Below are 16983 nucleotides of genomic sequence, written 5' to 3'. Positions count from 1 at the left end.
GATAATCTGGACTCAACTTAATTCGGAAAGGAATGACGAATGGGAAGATGGACAAGTGACGGAGCGTTTTAGACGAATCGGATGCTTTTTTCGAACGTCGGCGGGATCCGTCTGCCCATTTTCCATCGTCATCCCGAACTGCGGCCGCAACCGTGCGGCTTGTTTGACGACTCGTAAATGAGGTGTTTTTCGGATCCCTCCGGCCACTATGGCCGGGGGGCTTTTTCGTGCCCTCCGGGAACAGGGAGGAATCTGTATGTTGCTTGGAAGACTGGAGGAACTCTCCGTCGTTTATGGGGATGCCACGATTTTTGAGAAGGCATCGGCTGATATACCGGAAGGCGCAGTCATCGCGCTTGTCGGTCCGAACGGTGCGGGCAAATCGACACTGATGGAGCGGATTGCAGGCAGCCGGGAGCCGTCTTCGGGACGGGTGCGCTGGCAAGGGAAGCGCCCTTCCGTCACTTATTTCCGGCAGGAGGAGGCATCGCCGGACTTGTCGGCTGAAACAGGCGAAGTGCTGGCCGAACGCAAAAAATGGCGCTTATCCGAGGGGGTTGCATACAATACCGCGAGCGGGGGTGAGCGGATGAAGCTCCGCCTGTCCGCCGCCCTTGCGGAACCAAGCCGGCTCGTGCTGCTTGATGAGCCGACCAACCACCTCGATCGGGAGGCGCTGGAGCGGCTGGTCGGCCGGATCAGGAATAGCCGGTCGACCTTCATCGTCGTGTCACACGACCGGCATTTCATCGACCAAATCGCAGACCGCGTCTGGGAACTGGACCACGGCACCCTCACCGAATACGAGGGCAACTACACCGACTACCGGAACAAGAAAGAGGCGGCAAGATCCGTACAGCAAAAGCAGTACGAACAGCAGCAGAAAAAAGTCGCGCGCGTCGAAGAACAGCTCGCGCAGCTGTCGGACTGGTCGGACAAGGCGCACCGGGAATCGACCAAGAAGGGCGAGGGCCGGATGGGGGCCAAGGAATACTTTCGGATGAAAGCCAAGAAAAAAGACATCCAGATCCGCTCCAAACGAAAGCGCCTCGAGGCCGAGCTGGAGAAGGACGGCGTCGACAAGCCCGAGGAAGAGGCATCTGTGGCGTTCGACGTCAGGGGCGGGCGCCGCAAGGGCATGCGGGTGTTCGAGCTCCGGGATGTCTCGAAGTCTTATGGAAGCCGCACACTTTTCCGTAACGTGCGATTCGCTGTTTTGTCCGGTGAACGCCTCGCCCTCCTCGGACCGAACGGATCGGGCAAGACGACGCTGTTCCGGATGCTGCTCGGCGAAGAGCCGCATGAAGGGGACATCTGGCGCACGGAAGGAATGACGATCGGCGTCCTCAGCCAGTCGGTGCTCGACCTTCCGCTTGAAACAACCATGGAGGCCTACTTTTCCGCCACCACTTTCGAACAGCAGGGAAAGCTCCGGACCGACCTTGCGAACCTCGGACTCACCGCAGAGCACTGGACGCTCCCGCTCGCCTCCCTGAGTATGGGCGAGCGGTTCAAGGTGAAGCTGATGCAGTTCATCCTTGAAAACACCGATATCCTGCTCCTTGACGAGCCGACCAACCACCTTGACCTTCCGTCCCGGGAGGAGCTGGAGCGGACGCTCGGCACATTCCCGGGAACGCTCCTGTTTGCATCACACGACCGGTACTTCACCGGGAAGCTGGCGGATGGCATCCTCGTCTTCCGGGAAGGGACCATCCGGAAACGCCCCATGACGCCCGTTGAATGGGAAGAAAAGCGGAGCGGGGAAGGAAAAGACAGGGACGGCAGAGCGATGGAAGAAGAGCGCCTGCGGCTTGAGACAGAGCGCCAGGCGGTCCTCGGCAAGCTCAGCCTGCTCTCGCCGGGGGATCCGGATTATTCGGAACTTGACCGCCGTTTCCTGCAGCTGACCCGCGAGATCCGGCAGCTTGAAGGGCGATGGAACCATTGAAAACCGGCCATTGTTCTGCTATTCTTTCCTTAATTAAGTTTGAATTTTCTATAAATTGAGGGGGGTAGGCACAATGGTGGAAAGAATGATCGGCAATCCGGCACCCCGCTTTGAGATGAAGGCTGTCCTGCCGAGCAGGGAATTCGGCACGGTCAGCCTGGAGGAAAACATGAAAAAGGACAGATGGACGGTCCTGATTTTTTACCCGATGAACTTCTCGCAATCAAGTCCTGCCGAGCTCACGGCGTTTTCCGACCGTCATGTAGAGTTTGCGGAGCTGAATGCCGAAGTCATCGGGGTCTCGACGGACACGGTCCACGCTCACCTCGCCTGGGTCGGGATCGCCCGCAAGAACAACGGCCCCGGCGGTCTGAACTTCCCGCTTGCCTCGGACCGGAAGCTCGCTGTTTCCCGGGAGTACGGTATGCTCATTGAAGAAGAGGGCATCGCGCTCCGAGGCCTCTTCATCATCAGCCCTGAAGGCGAACTCCGCTATCAGACGGCCTTCCGTGAAGACATCGGCCGTGATATCGATGAGACGCTCCGGGTACTGCAGGGCTTGCAAATGGGAGGTCGGCGCGCCGCGAACTGACCCGTGCTGGGGATCTTTTAAACAGGAGGAGATCTGATGAAACTTCACACACCGATGCCCGGGCTCCACGGTGCAACCGAATGGTTGAACGGTGTGAAAACCAGGGCGGATCTGGTCGGTGAGCGTCCGACGATGATCCATTTCTGGTCCGTCAGCTGCCGCCTCTGCAAGGGCATGATGCCCCATGTCAGTGCAATCCGTGACAAGTACCGCGACAGGCTGAATGTCATCGCGGTCCATATGCCGCGCTCAAGGGAAGACACAGACCCTGGGAAGGTCAGGGAAGCGGCCGCGGCACACGGCATCACGGAGCCGGTTTTTGTCGACAGCCGAAGCAAGCTGACCGCTGCATTCGGCAACCGGTATGTCCCCTCCTATTACGTCTTTGACAAAAACGGACGTCTCCGCCACTTCCAGGCGGGCGAAGGCGGCATGTCCATGCTGGAAAAGCGCATCACCCGGCTTCTGGAAGATTGACCATGAATTTCACACCCGGCCGCTATCTGAAAAGGGAGCGCCCGGGTGTTTTGTGTGTGCAGCCCTTGTTTTGAACCATGGTAGGCCTTTCGATAAAATAAATTCGACTGGGGGAAGGGCATATGGAGAAACGCAAAAAGAGGAAACGCTCTGACTACCTGGGAAGAGGCTGAAGAGCAAGAGCTGATTGATAAAAATGCGAACTCGCAGAAGTAGGGGGTGCTGAAAGTGAACCTGACCCATTTTGAAAACAGGATCAGCGAAGTGATCCTTAAACGTGCTCATCGCTACTTCCTGGAGGGCCGTGTGACAGATATCCATGAAATCGCTGGCGGTGAATTTGAAGTAGTTGTGGAAGGCACAACCGACTATGAAGTGTCTCTTGTAGTAGAGGCTGACGGGGACATTCTTTATTCAGAATGCAGTTGTCCGTACGATATGGGACCGGTCTGCAAGCATGAAGCAGCCGCTTATTATGAGATTCGGAGGATTTTGCAGGAGCGCAGGCTGTCGAATTCAGTCCCGTCAGCAGAGCTGACCAAGATCCTGGAGGCCATGCCTCGGGAAGAGCTGATCTCGCTGCTGCTGGAGCAGGCACAGAAAGATTGCTTGCTTCGGGAGAAACTGATTGGGCATGGCAAGCCGGCTGATGACGGTTCCTACATAAGCGGAGTGGAAAGAGCGATCGAGAAAATTGAGGACAATTACTCGGACCGTTATGGATTTATCGCCTATGCCGAAACGATGGATTATGCGAATGACATGGAAGAGTTGCTGGATAAGAGAAGTGATGTGGAGGATCCTGTGCTCAAGGCTGAGGTTGCCTGGCGCATTCTTCGTAAGGCGGTCGGTGCTCTGAAATACGCTGATGATTCCGGGGGAAGTTTCGAATTGCTGATTGACAGTGCAATAGAAACGCTTCGTCAGGCGGCAGAGGAATCCGCGAAAGAAGAACGTGAAGCTGGTGAGGAATTGCTTGAGCGTATATTGGTCTGGAGCGCGGACAAGGTTTTTGATGAGTGGGAGTATATCAGCCACAATTTGCTTTTTGCCGCGCTGGAATTGGCTGACGTCCCTGATTTCAGGAAAAGGTTGATGGAGTGGATCATGGAATTGTTCCGCAAAGCGGATGAATACGATTGGCGTGACCTTCTGGATATACAGATGGATCTGATTGTCCAGGGCGGCAGCGAAGAGGAACTGAACCGGTTTCTTGATGAGTATGTGCAATATTCAAATGTACGGGAGGAAGCCATCCGCCGCGCGGCAAACGCAGGTGCATTTAAAGAGGCGATTGAACTGGCGAGGCAGGGGGAAGAGCAGGACAGCGAGGACGCTGGGCTTATGAAGAAATGGCGCCGAATGCGGTTCAATTTGCACAAAGAGACCGGACAGAAACGGGAAGCCGAGAAACTCGCCTGGATGCTGCTGGTCGACGGAGAATTGAACGATTACGGGGAACTTCGCGAGCTATCAGCAGACTCTGGCCAACTATATGAAACAGCCAAGCAAAAACTTAAGGAGGCCGGAACGTGGAGGGCCGAGCGAGTTTTTCTCTCCCTGATTGACCAGGAAAACGACCTTCCGGAAATGATGGCCCGTTCTTGGGCGAAACCGTCCTCGATCACTTCCTACGGTAAACGGCTGGCTGGTGAATATCCGGAAGAAGTCGTGGAAATTTATGAGACCTACATCATGGATACTGCCAAGCGGTCTTCCAACCGGGGCCAATACCGGGAGTTGTGCAATATTCTTAAAGCCAGCATCGGAACGATTGGAAAAGTTCAGGTGGAATCGCTGATCGTCCGACTTGAAGCCGATTATCGGAGGCGTCCGGCGATGTTGGACGAGCTGGAAAGATTGAAAAGAGAAATACACTCATAAATAAGCCGGCCGCATCCGGGAAATGGGTGCGGCCGGCTTTGGTTTGTCCCGGATGCAGCCTGCTTCCCGGCCATCATTCCCTCACAGGGTCAGCGGCCTCCGCGCTTCCGGTTGCTTTGTCCTCCAGCTTCACCTTCGTCACGGCAAGCGAAGCGATCAGGATCAGTTCGAACAGATTCGTCGCGGCATCGCTCGGGATGTCCGGATTGAACATGCTGCCGATGGTCATGGCGACCGTACCGATGAGCATCCACCATGAACCGGCCTTCCATGCAAGAAAGATCCCGGCGACCAGAAGCGCGGCAAGGACGATCAGGATCATCGCCGGCGGTCCGGACGCTTCTTCCGCCGATGAGTAGCTCAGCACACCGTAGCTTTCGCTTTTCTCCAACTTCAGACCTTTGAGCACAGTGATGAACTCGACAACGAAAGCTGCAATGGCGGCCGCCCAGAACAGCAGAGCCGCCCAGCTTTTTTGTGCCCACTCAATTCCCGCCCGCCGCATCGCACCAAGCGAGAACAGGATGAGTGTGGGCGTCACGAGGGCATGAAGCCAGAAACGGGCAAGGCTCAGTCCTTCCAGAAGTGCGCCTTCCCCGATTAGTCTTCCGATCGCCAGAATGCCATTGTCATAAACGAGCGCCAGCGCAACTGCCGCCAGGACACTCATCAGGGCCCAGAAGCGCTGCTTTTTCAGTATCCAGACCAGCAGTCCGAGGTAAGCCAGGGCAAACGCCCCGAAAATATACGGATCCATTCCATCACTCCCGTGTCCGGAAACGGACAGTTTCTTCGACTCTTCCCTTAACAAGGGTTCTTGAAAACTCCGGCCTTGTTATATAACAGAAAGCGGACAGCACCCTAATGGGCGCTGTCCGCTTTGGCTTTTCTCGGCCAGATAAAATAGGAGAGAGAGAGTGCGACATCGATGGCGACAACAATCGACCAGACTTTCAGGATCTGGAAAAGGGCTTCGGTCTGATGGGCATTTCCCGCCAGGTAAATCAGGAGATAGAGATACCCGCCGCCGAGCATCCAGGCCAAAACATGCAGGAGGCTGCCCGACAGTTCATGCCTGGCATGGTCGTAGCCGTACCGCTTCACCGGCTTCGGCCCTTTTTTCATGATGTGATAGCGGAAGCGCTCATCCGCCCACCGGATCATCCGTTTTCCGAACGTGAGCGACACGCCAAGATAAATGGCGGCAATGCCGTGGGCGGCCGTGGCGGTCGCATCATTAGCGAGGATGTCGTAAGTCGTCGCAATCAGCAAAGTCAGGTCGAGCACCGGCGTCAGGGCCAGCAGCAGCAGTCCGAGCCGCTTTCTTCCGAGCAGATAGCGCGTAACCAGGCCGGCGGCGATAAACACCCAGAATCCGATTTCCACGGCGATGATCAGGTAGGCGATGATGCTCATGGCTTCCGCTCCTTTTTAATACATGTGTATTATTAAGATATTACCATGCGCCCTTTATTTAATACAAGTGTTTTATTTAAAAGCCGATGATATACTAGAGGTATGCCAAAAATCGTGAATCATGAAGAGCGGCGCGAGCAGATTGCGGAAGCCATGTGGCGGGTCATCCTGGAAAAGGGCATGGAAGGAGCGACGGTTCGGAACATTGCCGGGGAAGCGGGGCTGTCAACGGGGGCCCTGCGGCATTATTTCAAGGACCAGGATGAACTGCTGGTGTACGCGATGCGCCTTGTCAATGAGCGCGTGGAAAAACGGGCGATGAGCATCCTGCAGGAGGAGCTTCCTCCCAAAGAAAAAGTGATCCGGGTGCTGCTGGAGATTGTGCCGGTCGACGAAGAACGGCGTGCTGAGATGGATGTATGGTTCACCTTCCAGGCGCATATCCGCCACCGGAAGGATTTGGAGGGCGCGCCCGGCCATGCGCTCCGCGGTGCCGTAACCAAGCTTTTCGGATTTCTGACCTATGAAGGGGTGCTCCGGGAGGACCTGGACACCGTACTCGAGGCGGAGCGGCTTTATTCAATCGTCGATGGGCTTGCGCTCCACGCGTTTCTTGAACCGGAGCACCTGCAGCCGGACCTTGCGGCAGCGCTCATCCGGGACTCGGTCGGCCGGATCTGCAGGTAAGAGCGCCTCTTGCAAAATATTCTGCCCATGATATAGTGGGTGTGAAAACTGAACATGAACTGCCACTGGGGGAGCCTTAAAGAAAGGCTGAGACGCGCATGGGCTGCGCGGACCCTTGGAACCTGATCCGGATCATACCGGCGTAGGGAAGTGGGGCCCGCAGCTTTTGCTGTATCCGAATGCAGATTCAGGCCGCCTTCCGCGTCGATCCGGAAGGCGGCTTTTTCATGTTCTCCAACTAGGAAAGGGGACGGAGAAGATGGGATTTTGTGAACGGGTACGGCGGGAATGTGACGGGATCTGGGAGGAGAGCTTCCGGCATCCTTTCGTGGAGGCACTCGCGGACGGAACGCTTGATGAGGACGTATTCCGGTTTTATGTGCTGCAGGATGCGTATTACCTGTCGCATTTCGCAAAAGTTCAGGCGCTCGGCGCGGTTAAGGCGAAGGACTTGCTAACGACACAAAGTTTCGCCAAGCATGCGGAAGCGACATGCTCCGCGGAACTTGCGCTGCATGAAGAATTCTTCACACTTCTTGGTGTGACGCCTGAAGAGCATGAGGCATTCCGGCCGGCGCCGACCGCGTATGCCTACACATCACATATGTACCGGGCGGCCCTGGAGGGGGATCTTGCCGATGTCCTCGCCGCGCTTCTCCCGTGCTACTGGCTGTATTGGGAGATCGGCGAGCGGCTGAAGGGCGCCGAGCCGGGTCATCACATCTACGATAAGTGGATCGCGACCTATGGTTCCGAGTGGTTCGGCGAACTGGTGAACGAGCAGATCGACAGGATGAACAAGCTTGCGGAGGGGCTGCCGGAAAAACGGATCCGTGAACTCGCGGAGCGCTTCCGCAAAAGCAGCATCTATGAGCTCAGCTTCTGGGAGATGGCATGGACGAAAGAACAGTGGGAGACCCCGGAAATGGAGGGTGCCCGATGAGCAAGCTGTTGTCGGAACTCCGTGAAAGGCGGCCGCTTGTCCACTGCATGACGAACATCGTCGTCGCAAACTTCCAGGCAAACGGGCTGCTCGCGCTCGGTGCTTCCCCCGTCATGGCGGATGCGCCGGAAGAGGTTGAAGAAATGGCAAGCGCCGCTTCCTGCACGGTGCTGAACATCGGAACGCTCCACCGGGAGGCGCTGGAAGCGATGGAGTTGGCGGGCAAGTCAGCGAACAGGGCGGGGAATCCTGTCGTACTCGATCCGGTCGGCGCCGGCGCGACGCGGTTCCGCAGGAATGCCGTCAGCCGGCTGCTCGGGGCGCTGGATGTCACGCTGATCCGCTGTAATGCAGGCGAGCTTGCGGCAATCGCGGGCGTGGACTGGCAGGCGTCGGGTGTGGATGCAGGACAAGGAGAAATGGACGTGGAAGCCGTTGCCGCGCAAGTCGCACGGCACTATGGATGCCTTGTCGCGGTGACCGGTGAAACGGACGTGCTGACGGACGGGGAGCGGACGGTGCGCATCAGCGGCGGGCATCCGGCCATGAGCCGGATCACCGGCGCCGGCTGTTTGTTGAGCTCGGTGTGCGGAGCGTTCCTCGCGGTTGGCAAAGACCCGTTCCGTTCGGTGGCTGCAGCACTCGCCTTGTACAAGGCAGCAGGGGAACGGGCAACTGAAGCGTCTTCGCTTCCGGGAAGTTTCCTTGCGGCGTTTATCGACCAGCTGGCACTTCTGAAGGACGATGATTTCATAGTTCCGGAGCCGGAGAAGGAGGTGCGGGCATGACGGGAGTAAGCGTGGCACTTACGATTGCCGGATCGGATTCGGGCGGTGGTGCGGGCATCCAGGCGGACCTAAAGACATTCCAGGAGCTCGGGGTGTTCGGCACATCCGCGCTCACTGCCGTCACCGCGCAAAACACGCTCGGTGTCCACGGTGTCTGGCCACTTGGCCCGGAGGCGGTCCGGGCCCAGATGGATGCGGTGTTTGCGGACTTTGAGGTGGCAGCCGTCAAGACCGGCATGCTGTTTTCCGGGGAGATTATCGGGGAAGTCGCGGCGGGCCTTGCCGCCGCAGGCAATCCGGTGCTTGTCGTGGATCCTGTCATGATCGCGAAAGGCGGCGCTCATCTGCTGCAGGAAGAGTCTGTGGAAGCGATGCGTGAAAAGATCCTGCCGATGGCCACTGTCCTCACACCGAACATTCCCGAGGCCGAAGTACTGTCCGGCATGACGATCCGGTCGCCGGAAGACATGGAAGAAGCCGGGCGCCGGCTGATCGAAATGGGCACCAAATCGGTCGTCGTCAAAGGCGGCCACCTGGAGGAAGAAGAGCGGGCCTGCGACTTGTTCATGGACGGACGAGGGGAGCGGATCTGGATATCGGCGGAGCGCATCCAAACAAAAGACACCCACGGCACAGGTTGCACATTTTCTGCGGCGCTCACCGCATTTCTTGCAGCCGGTGAACCGCTCGAAAAAGCCGCAGTCGGAGCCAAACGGTTTATCCACGCGGCAATCTCCGACGGTCTCGGTCTCGGCGCGGGCCACGGACCGACCAACCATTGGGCCTACCACAGGTCGGGCGGTTCCTTGAGGGGAGAGGTGCTCGTTGATTCGTGAACAGCTTGCCGTTTACCTGATCATGGGCAGCCGAAATGCCGGCTCCCGTGATCCGCTGGACGTGCTGGAAGCAGCACTGAAGGGCGGCATCACTTGTTTTCAGCTGAGGGAAAAGGGGCCCGGCACGCTTGCCGGCAGCGCGCTCCGAGCATTCGGCGAAGCTTGCCGGGACCTGTGCAGGGCGCACGGCGTGCCGTTTATCGTGAACGATGACGTCTCCCTGGCAATGGAGCTCGGGGCGGACGGGGTCCATATCGGCCAGGAAGACGGCGACGCCAGGGAAGTGCGCCGGAAAATCGGCAGCAAGATTATGGGCGTCTCGGCACACAACTTGGATGAAGTCCGGGAAGCCGCTTCGGCAGGGGCGGACTATATCGGCATCGGGCCGGTCTACGGGACGACCTCCAAGCCGGACGCCCGCCCGGTCTGCGGAACGGCGCCGATCAGGGCGGCGGCAGAGGCATTTCCTGAACTTCCGTCTGTCGGCATCGGCGGCATTGCAGCGGACAATGCCGGGCCGGTCATCTCGGCCGGCGCATCCGGTGTTTCCGTCATCACGGCGATTGCGCTTGCGGATGATCCGGAGCGTGCGGCAAGGGACATCCGGCAGACGGTAGAAGAAGCCCTTATACGGGAAGGGCGTGCGGTCGGATGAAATGGAATACGAAGACAATCGTCCTCATGACGATGTTCACGGCCATTGCCGTCGCGGGCTCAGTGTTTGTTTCATTCCCGGCAGGCGTGGCGCGGGCTTATCCGGTCCAGCATGCAGTGAACGTGATCGCGGCCGTTTCGCTCGGGCCCGGCCCTGCCGTCGGGATTGCATTCCTGACGGCATTGATCCGGATCCTCACCGGGACGGGTTCACTGCTTGCGTTCCCGGGCGGCATGATCGGCGCGCTTCTTGCCGGCTGGCTGTACCGGAACACAGGCAGGGCCTGGACGGCGTCAGCCGGTGAGATGGTCGGCACCGGCATCGTCGCCTCTTTGCTCGCGGCGCCTTATGCCAATCTGCTGATGGGCGCATCGGCAGGCGCTTTGTTCTTCTTGCCGGCTTTCCTCGTTTCAAGCATCAGCGGTGCGCTGATCGGCCTTGCCATCACCATGCGGCTCGAGTCGGCGGGCAGGCTTCCCGTAATGAGTGAGCGCTCATAGAATGGCGGGAGGGGCAGGCATGGGTACCATTAGGCCTCGCATAGCTTCTGTAAGCGCTAATAGTAGCACGAAAAAAAGCGGAGGCGACCTGCCTTCGCTTTTGTTATATCTATTCTACCAATAATCAAACTGAATGTTCAGTCTTTAAATGCGTGTTCAGAGCTGCTACCCTGGTTGGGAGGAGGCGATAGGAATGGATGGATTGCCGGCAGGAAAAGTGTTTCTCGTTGACCATGACGACAGATGGAAAGAGTCGTACCGGGAATAAGCGGCCCGGCTCCGTAAACTGCTCGGCCCGCACGTGGTTGCAGTGGAACATATAGGAAGCACGGCGGTGCCGGGACTGAGAGCGAAGCCGCTCATCGACCTGCTGGTCGGGCTGGACGATCTTGCAGGGTATGACCGGTTCGATTTCAAGGCGCTCGGTGCACAAGGCTATTACAGGCTGCGCAATGAGCCGATTGAGGGAAAGCGGGTCATCGCTAAATTCCGGAAGCTCGACCCGCCAGTCAAGACCCATGTCGTGCACATTGTGGAACACGGCGGGGACTGGTGGCAAAAGCATCTGCTGTTCCGCGACCGGCTTCGGGAAAATCGGGAAGCCGCCCGGGAATATGAGCGGCTGAAGCACGAACTGGCAGAGCGGCATCCCGCAGACGAGCGGGCTTATGCCGATGCAAAGCGGGAATTTGTCGAGCGGTTACTAGCCGGGAATTAAAAAACCCCGCACGAGGCGGGGCCGGGTCAATTTCCCGGATCCTTCGGTTCTGCCGGAAACAGGAACCAGGAGATGACGCCGCTCAGGAGGGCAGCGCCGATGGTGATGTACATGCGGTGTGTTCCGGGGACGTCCTGGAATTCCTTGTTCAGATACCACCAGGCCAGACCGGCGACGATGAGCGCAATGGGGATTGCAAATGTAAGAGCTCGTTTCAATCGGAGTCATCCTTTGTATGTTGTTGACCCGATTTTACCACAATGCATCAGTAACGGCGGCCCCGGAAGAATCCGGAATCACCGAAGCCCGGTCCGCCGAAGCCTGGTCCGCCGAAGCCCGGACCGTAGGAATCCGCGTAAATGTTGCGGCCCGGAACTGTTGTTTCGGTCTCGGTGAAGTAGTGTCGAGGGACGTTCACGACGTTTTGCCGGTTGACGTTCACAATCGGATGGACGAACGGAACTTCGCGCTGGGTGAAGGTGTCGTGGAAGCGGTACGTCGGCGGGCAGACGATTGGCCGAGTTCGGCACGAATGGCAGCTGCAGCCATATCCGCATCCGCGGTTTTTGTGTCGACGCATGGTGGGCACCTCCTTTCTTCCTCTATTACATGCGCCGTCCCGGCGGGCACAATGGACGCGCGTCCCGTCCTGGGTCCTGTTTTGCCGTACGGCTGAAGGGGAATACTTGGAGGACAACGAAACAGCCGGAAGGAGGCAATCCAAATTGAAAAAGGAACGGATCGTGCTGTTCGACGGGACCTGCAATTTTTGCGACAAAAGCGTCCAGTTCATCATCAAGCGGGATCCGGCCGGGCATTTTAAATACGCGTCGCTGCAAAGTGACATCGGCCAGGAATTGAGAGAGAAATATAATATCCCTAAAGATGTCGATTCCATGGTGCTGATCGAACGGGACAAGGCCTACACCAAGTCGACCGCCGCCCTCCATATCGCGAAAAAGCTTGACGGGCTGTGGCACCTGGCTTTCCTGTTCATCGTCGTGCCCAAGCCGCTCCGTGACCGGGCCTATGACTACATCGCGGAAAACCGATATAAATGGTTCGGCAAAAAAACCGAAGAAGAAGCCTGCAGGCTGCCGCCCCGGAACATACGGGAACGCTTCCTCGCATAAAAACCGCGGAGTCCGCGGTTTTTCTATTTCCGGGAAATTGTCGATTTCCGCAGATATTTCCCGGGAAATATGTTGGATTTTGCGATTATTTCCCGAAAGAAAGTGGGCCGCCAATTCCGGCGGCCTTTTGGTTTATTCGAAATTTGAAGTGATCCAGTGCTGATAGGCGATTACTTCCGACATGTGGGCAAGGCCTTTTGAAGCCGCGCGGTGAATCGGCATCCAGCCATCTCCTTTATCAAGGTAGACCTCGTGATGAGGCGCCTGGTCATGATAGCCAGTCACATGGAATGTGCCGTGGCGGCGCAGGACGGCGTGGACCTCGTAGTCGATCAGCGGAGCCGGGGTGAGCGGATTGCCGACAGAGTGCCTCATCTCGAAGCCAAACTCTCTGCCATCATGCTCGAGCGGTTCGATTGTGAAGTCATCAATCGAAGCGGTGCCTTCCTCGCGTTTCTTGCCAGACAGTCCGTAGGCGACCGTCTTTCCGGCTTCTTTCCTGAAAACTAGCGGATGGCCAGGGTCCCTGTAGGACAGCGTCACATCACCGCGCGTGCGGAACGTTTCTCCCTCGGGGTCAAAGTCCCGGCCGTCTCCCTTGAACGTCCGGTTCGGGGAGAGCACATTCGGGTTGTTGATGAACGGTTCTTCGAGAAAGGTCGTATACCGCAGCCGCCATCGCTCGACCGGCTCAGGCTCGCGCCACTCTTCCACCGGCAGGAGAAGCTTGGACGGCTGCCCGATCACTTTTGTGATCCAGAACTCCTCCGTGACGTCTTCCTGGGTGCTTGATTCCGGATTGAACTTCCCGGCGATGCGGCCAAGGATAGATTTGCCCGCGCTCATCGGTTCTTCCGCCTTCCGTGCCGGGCGGCTTGTCCGGATCATATAATCGGTCTGCTCATCCGGCACTTCCCGGTCGATAAAAAAGCAGTCCCCGGTTTCTTTCACCAGTTCACCGTTTTTAAAGACGGCGTAGGTCTCCGCCTCCGGGACCTTCTCCCAAGACAGGGCTACCTGCGACTTGGCGACAATCGTCGTGAATACTAGGTAGCGGAGCGGGTTAAGAGCGTCTTTTTTCCTTTTCATTGCGGAAGTCTGCATCATGATGACATCCTCGGCCCGGCCGTTTCGGATTCGTTCGATGGCATAATGATACATTTTTCCGTCCTTCACATTCTCATCGGTGTAATCGCACACCGGGCCTTCCTGGCGAAGCTCGCCTTCCTTATAAACCCGGTATTCATCGCCCGTGTCGTCCCATTCAAAGGTGATAACACCGGGACGGTGCGTCACCGAGCGGATCTCAAATTTTTCCGGTTCCAATCGGCTCACTCCTTTTCGTGCAATTGGTCTGATGTTCCGAGTATCGGAGGTCTTCCATTTGTGTATACCCGGAAAAGAGGCCGGATACTGCATGGAGATTTCCGCTTGATGGGGTAACATGGAGATGGAGGTGATTGAATGATCATGAAAGACCGGGCGAGGCCCGGAATTGAAAAGGTATGTGACGCGGTCCTGCTCAGGCTTTGGCCGGACAATCTGGTCGCCGGCAAGCTGGAGGAACGCCGGAAACAGGCCGAGGCAGGTTTCCGCGGAGAAGAACGGGTGGACAGTGTGCTTGCGGAGTATCGGCACCCCGGTCCGATCCGGATCATTCCGGACCTCAGGCTCGTCTGCGGGTCCCGGTTCCAGCTTGATGTGCTTGTACTCACGCAATCGTGGGCATGCCTTCTCGAAGTCAAAAACATTTCCGGCCGCTCCGTGATCAGGGACATCCCCCCTGAACTGGTCCGGATCACCAAGGACGGCCGTGAAGAAGCGCTTGGCAGCCCGTTTGCCCAGCTGGACAGCAATCTGTTGCTGTTCCGAGACTGGCTGCATGAGCGCAATACCCCCATTCCTGTATACGGCGCCGTCGTCTTCGCCTACCCGAGCCAAATAGTCGAAGCGGCTGTCGCTCCACACCCTATTCTCTTTCCGAATCGCATTTCGTTTTTCTTGCGCAATCTTTCCGGTCGGCCACTGCTTGATGAGCATGAGTTAAATGAGCTCACCCGGCAAGTGCTCGCATCGCATGAGCCATACGTCCAGCGGCCGCTCTGCACGATGTACCCCCAGGTGACCAAAAAAGACATCCGGACCGGCGTCATGTGCACGGTCTGCGGCGAGTTCGGCATGCGCTGGCATAACCGTGCGTGGCATTGCCGTTGCGAGAGCATCTCCCGTTCCGCCCACGTTAAAGCGATCGGGGACTGGTTCCACATTTTCAGCGGAGGCATGACCAATGAGGAATGCCGAAGGTTTCTTGAGGTTGAAGACCGGCATGCGGCAAGGAGGATGATGAAAAGTGCGGGGCTGATTGAAAATGGGAAGGGCCGCTGGAAAACCTATCATCAGCAGTGATTTTGGGGCACTCCGAGAGGGTGCTCTTTTTTGATGAGCGCGCATAGAAGTGCCGGAAGCGCGCATAGAAACCGGATAACCCGCGCATAGAATACTCGCAGGCGCGCATAGATTGCCGGTAACCGCGCATAGAGTCCTATGCGCGCTCCGCCGCCCCACAATTCGCGGACCCGCGCTCAATAAAAATCACCCGAATCATGAAACCCCGCGGCGCTTTTCTTCGTAGAAAGACCATACACTCCAAAATAGAGAGGGTTTTCCTCATGCTGAATTTATTGTTGTTTTCCGTGATTGCGGGTCTGGTTATGGCGCTGCTGGCGGTGCCGTTCCGGGCGGCACGTGACGTGAAGAAAGACGGCCACAAGGCAACGGAGCCGGTCAACACCGTCCCGCTCCTGATCGGGTCCGCCGTCACGCTCGCCATCATCACATTTGCTGTTTATTACTTCATGAACCTGGACCGCAACTGGACATCGCTCTGGCCGGCGGTCGTCATTGCGGCTGTGATTGGCGCCGCGTCCGCTGCCAGGGGCACCGAGCGCAAGGCACGGACGATCGTTTCGCTTGCGGCGCTCGTTTTCGCAGCCTATATCCTCGCCGCACCGCTCTTTAACGCCAATGACAAATACAAGGCGGTCGAAATGGAGGAGCAGGTCGAGATCAGCGCGTTCGACGAGACGAAGACGCCCGCAAGCGTGCCGCCGAAATTTGCCCGCAACAAGATGAAAAAGGCGTTCGGCCAGGTGCCGAATACGAGCTACTACGAACTCGGCGAACTGCAGATCCAGAAAGTCGGCGGCGAATATGTCTACATCGCGCCGGTCGAGTTTGCAGGATTTTTCAAGTGGATCAACGGTGACACGACGCCGGGTTACTTCACGATGAGCGCAACCGACTCGGCCGACAACCCGAAGTTCGTGAAGTCCGAAATGGCCTACACGCCGTCGTCCTACTTCCACAAGAACGTCGAGCGCCATATGCGCATGGCACATCCGGGCCTCATCTTCTACGGCGATGCCCAGCTGGAGATCGACGACGGAGGCAAGCCGCACTATATCCGCTCGTACGGGAAATTCATCTCCGCGCGGAACGGCTTTGACGTGAGGGGAATCGTCACCGTCGACCCGGCAACCGGGAAGACGCAGCGCTACACCATTGGAGACGTGCCGGAATTCATCGACGGAGCCGTATCGCCCGAGGCCGTCAGCCTGGCGAACAGCTACTTCGGAAAATACGTGCACGGCTTCTGGAACTCACTGTTCGGAAAGAAAGACGTGAAGCTGCCGTCCGACGAGGGCACAGAGGCAAACGTGAGCCCGGTGTTCGACGAGACCGGCCGCATGTATTACTTCACCGACTTCACAAGCCCGAAAGAAGAAGTGGACTCGATGCTCGGCTATGCGCTCACCGATGCGCGGACGGGCGAGGCCACTTATTACACGGGCAACCTCGAGGAGTCGTACATGGACTCGCAGGGAACGCTCCAGATTATCGAGAAGAAGTTCATCGAGAAGAAATGGTCCGGCGAAATGCCGGTGCTGTACAACTTCTATGGCGAGGCCAGCTGGCTGACGCCGGTGCTTGACCAGAATGGCTTCCTGCAGAACTACTTCATCGTCTCGGCGGCGAATCCCGAAATCTCGGCATTTGCCGGCACGCCGAACGAAGCACTCAAGCTGTACAAGACGGCGCTCCAGCGCGGCGGCTCGACCGTCGACGGATCGTCGGAGGCGGAAGAGGCCAAGGCGTCCGTCACCGTCCGGCGCGTCTACAAGGAGCGGGCGGGCGACTTTACCCTCGTATCGGTCCTGGCGGAAGACGGGCGGAGCTTCCTCGCTTCCACGGAAACGGTGCCGCTCGCGGTTTATATCCAGGAAGGCGACCAACTCGAAATCACCTACCTCGAAACCGGGGAGATGTTCCTGCCCGTAAAAGAAATCAAGAACAAGACAATTGAACAATAAGAAAAGCCCTCCGCGTGCTGCGGAGGGCTTGCT

18 protein-coding genes, 1 pseudogene and 1 riboswitch are annotated in these 16983 nt (G+C 57.6%); of the genes and pseudogenes, 14 read left to right on the top strand and 5 right to left on the bottom strand.

Annotated elements, in window-relative coordinates; genetic code table 11:
- Positions 1 to 256 precede the first annotated feature (256 nt).
- The 4 genes from abc-f (at position 257) to KHA84_RS01790 (ending at position 4904) form a co-directional block, all read left to right on the top strand.
- Positions 257 to 1951 carry a ribosomal protection-like ABC-F family protein gene (gene abc-f, locus KHA84_RS01805; RefSeq protein WP_213421661.1) on the top strand — a complete coding sequence of 565 codons (1695 nt, stop codon included), beginning with the start codon at positions 257 to 259 and terminating at the stop codon, positions 1949 to 1951.
- 73 nt (positions 1952 to 2024) lie between these two features.
- A complete protein-coding gene (locus tag KHA84_RS01800; RefSeq protein WP_213421659.1) occupies positions 2025 to 2543 on the top strand; it encodes a peroxiredoxin in 519 nt (172 codons plus the stop codon).
- 36 nt (positions 2544 to 2579) lie between these two features.
- Positions 2580 to 3020, top strand: a complete 441-nt coding sequence (locus KHA84_RS01795) for a TlpA disulfide reductase family protein (protein ID WP_213421657.1) — start codon at positions 2580 to 2582, stop codon at positions 3018 to 3020.
- A 228-nt stretch (positions 3021 to 3248) separates the two neighbouring features.
- Positions 3249 to 4904, top strand: coding sequence for an SWIM zinc finger family protein (locus KHA84_RS01790; protein WP_213421655.1), 1656 nt, complete (start codon positions 3249 to 3251; stop codon positions 4902 to 4904).
- Between the two features lie 73 nt (positions 4905 to 4977).
- Here the strand turns inward: KHA84_RS01790 and KHA84_RS01785 are convergent, their stop codons facing one another.
- Together KHA84_RS01785 and KHA84_RS01780 are read right to left on the bottom strand one after the other, a co-directional pair.
- Positions 4978 to 5661 carry a phospholipid phosphatase gene (locus tag KHA84_RS01785; protein ID WP_213421653.1) on the bottom strand — a complete coding sequence of 228 codons (684 nt, stop codon included), beginning with the start codon at positions 5659 to 5661 and terminating at the stop codon, positions 4978 to 4980.
- Between the two features lie 104 nt (positions 5662 to 5765).
- Entirely contained in the window at positions 5766 to 6320 is a 555-nt protein-coding gene (locus tag KHA84_RS01780; RefSeq protein ID WP_213421651.1) for a hypothetical protein, read from the bottom strand.
- Positions 6321 to 6422: 102 nt separating this feature from the next.
- On the opposite strand from KHA84_RS01780, the gene KHA84_RS01775 reads away from it, so the two are divergent.
- The 7 genes and pseudogenes from KHA84_RS01775 to KHA84_RS01745 all read left to right on the top strand — a co-directional run.
- The gene (locus KHA84_RS01775) at positions 6423 to 7007 is read left to right on the top strand and encodes a TetR/AcrR family transcriptional regulator (RefSeq protein WP_213421649.1); all 585 of its coding nucleotides are present in this window, start codon (positions 6423 to 6425) and stop codon (positions 7005 to 7007) included.
- Positions 7008 to 7064: 57 nt separating this feature from the next.
- Positions 7065 to 7173: riboswitch (TPP riboswitch) on the top strand.
- A gap of 93 nt (positions 7174 to 7266) precedes the next feature.
- The gene (tenA, locus tag KHA84_RS01770; RefSeq protein WP_213421647.1) at positions 7267 to 7950 is read left to right on the top strand and encodes a thiaminase II; all 684 of its coding nucleotides are present in this window, start codon (positions 7267 to 7269) and stop codon (positions 7948 to 7950) included.
- Positions 7947 to 8738 (top strand): hydroxyethylthiazole kinase, encoded by a 792-nt coding sequence (thiM, locus tag KHA84_RS01765; RefSeq protein ID WP_213421645.1) that lies wholly within the window; start codon positions 7947 to 7949, stop codon positions 8736 to 8738. The genes tenA and thiM overlap by 4 nt, the downstream gene beginning before the upstream one ends.
- Positions 8735 to 9574: a bifunctional hydroxymethylpyrimidine kinase/phosphomethylpyrimidine kinase gene (gene thiD / locus KHA84_RS01760; protein WP_213421643.1), complete on the top strand. Its 840-nt coding sequence runs from the start codon at positions 8735 to 8737 to the stop codon at positions 9572 to 9574. Before thiM ends, thiD begins: the two co-directional genes overlap by 4 nt.
- 22 nt (positions 9575 to 9596) lie before the next feature.
- A complete protein-coding gene (gene thiE, locus KHA84_RS01755; protein WP_213422004.1) occupies positions 9597 to 10229 on the top strand; it encodes a thiamine phosphate synthase in 633 nt (210 codons plus the stop codon).
- Positions 10226 to 10729, top strand: a complete 504-nt coding sequence (thiW, locus tag KHA84_RS01750) for an energy coupling factor transporter S component ThiW (protein ID WP_213421641.1) — start codon at positions 10226 to 10228, stop codon at positions 10727 to 10729. Before thiE ends, thiW begins: the two co-directional genes overlap by 4 nt.
- Positions 10730 to 11012: 283 nt before the next feature.
- Positions 11013 to 11447, top strand: a pseudogene (locus KHA84_RS01745) (GrpB family protein); the annotation flags it as partial.
- A 26-nt stretch (positions 11448 to 11473) separates the two neighbouring features.
- On the opposite strand, the gene KHA84_RS01740 reads toward KHA84_RS01745, so the two are convergent.
- Together KHA84_RS01740 and KHA84_RS15340 are read right to left on the bottom strand one after the other, a co-directional pair.
- Positions 11474 to 11665, bottom strand: coding sequence for a histidine kinase (locus KHA84_RS01740; protein WP_213421637.1), 192 nt, complete (start codon positions 11663 to 11665; stop codon positions 11474 to 11476).
- Positions 11666 to 11712: 47 nt separating this feature from the next.
- Positions 11713 to 12027: a hypothetical protein gene (locus tag KHA84_RS15340; RefSeq protein ID WP_236823046.1), complete on the bottom strand. Its 315-nt coding sequence runs from the start codon at positions 12025 to 12027 to the stop codon at positions 11713 to 11715.
- A 145-nt stretch (positions 12028 to 12172) separates the two neighbouring features.
- On the opposite strand from KHA84_RS15340, the gene KHA84_RS01730 reads away from it, so the two are divergent.
- The gene (locus KHA84_RS01730) at positions 12173 to 12580 is read left to right on the top strand and encodes a thiol-disulfide oxidoreductase DCC family protein (RefSeq protein ID WP_213421636.1); all 408 of its coding nucleotides are present in this window, start codon (positions 12173 to 12175) and stop codon (positions 12578 to 12580) included.
- 132 nt (positions 12581 to 12712) lie between these two features.
- Here the strand turns inward: KHA84_RS01730 and KHA84_RS01725 are convergent, their stop codons facing one another.
- Positions 12713 to 13906 carry a DUF3238 domain-containing protein gene (locus KHA84_RS01725; protein ID WP_213421634.1) on the bottom strand — a complete coding sequence of 398 codons (1194 nt, stop codon included), beginning with the start codon at positions 13904 to 13906 and terminating at the stop codon, positions 12713 to 12715.
- Between the two features lie 138 nt (positions 13907 to 14044).
- Here KHA84_RS01725 and KHA84_RS01720 point away from each other — a divergent pair, with 138 nt between their 5' ends.
- Both KHA84_RS01720 and KHA84_RS01715 read left to right on the top strand, forming a co-directional pair.
- Complete coding sequence (locus KHA84_RS01720; protein ID WP_213421632.1) at positions 14045 to 14986, top strand: nuclease-related domain-containing protein; 942 nt, start codon at positions 14045 to 14047, stop codon at positions 14984 to 14986.
- 263 nt (positions 14987 to 15249) lie between these two features.
- The gene (locus KHA84_RS01715; RefSeq protein ID WP_213421630.1) at positions 15250 to 16950 is read left to right on the top strand and encodes a hypothetical protein; all 1701 of its coding nucleotides are present in this window, start codon (positions 15250 to 15252) and stop codon (positions 16948 to 16950) included.
- Positions 16951 to 16983: the final 33 nt, after the last annotated feature.

This window comes from Bhargavaea massiliensis (assembly GCF_018390575.1).
GTDB lineage: Bacteria > Bacillota > Bacilli > Bacillales_A > Planococcaceae > Bhargavaea > Bhargavaea massiliensis.
Note: the sequence above shows the minus strand (reverse complement) of the source record. Positions and strands in the feature narration are given on the sequence as shown.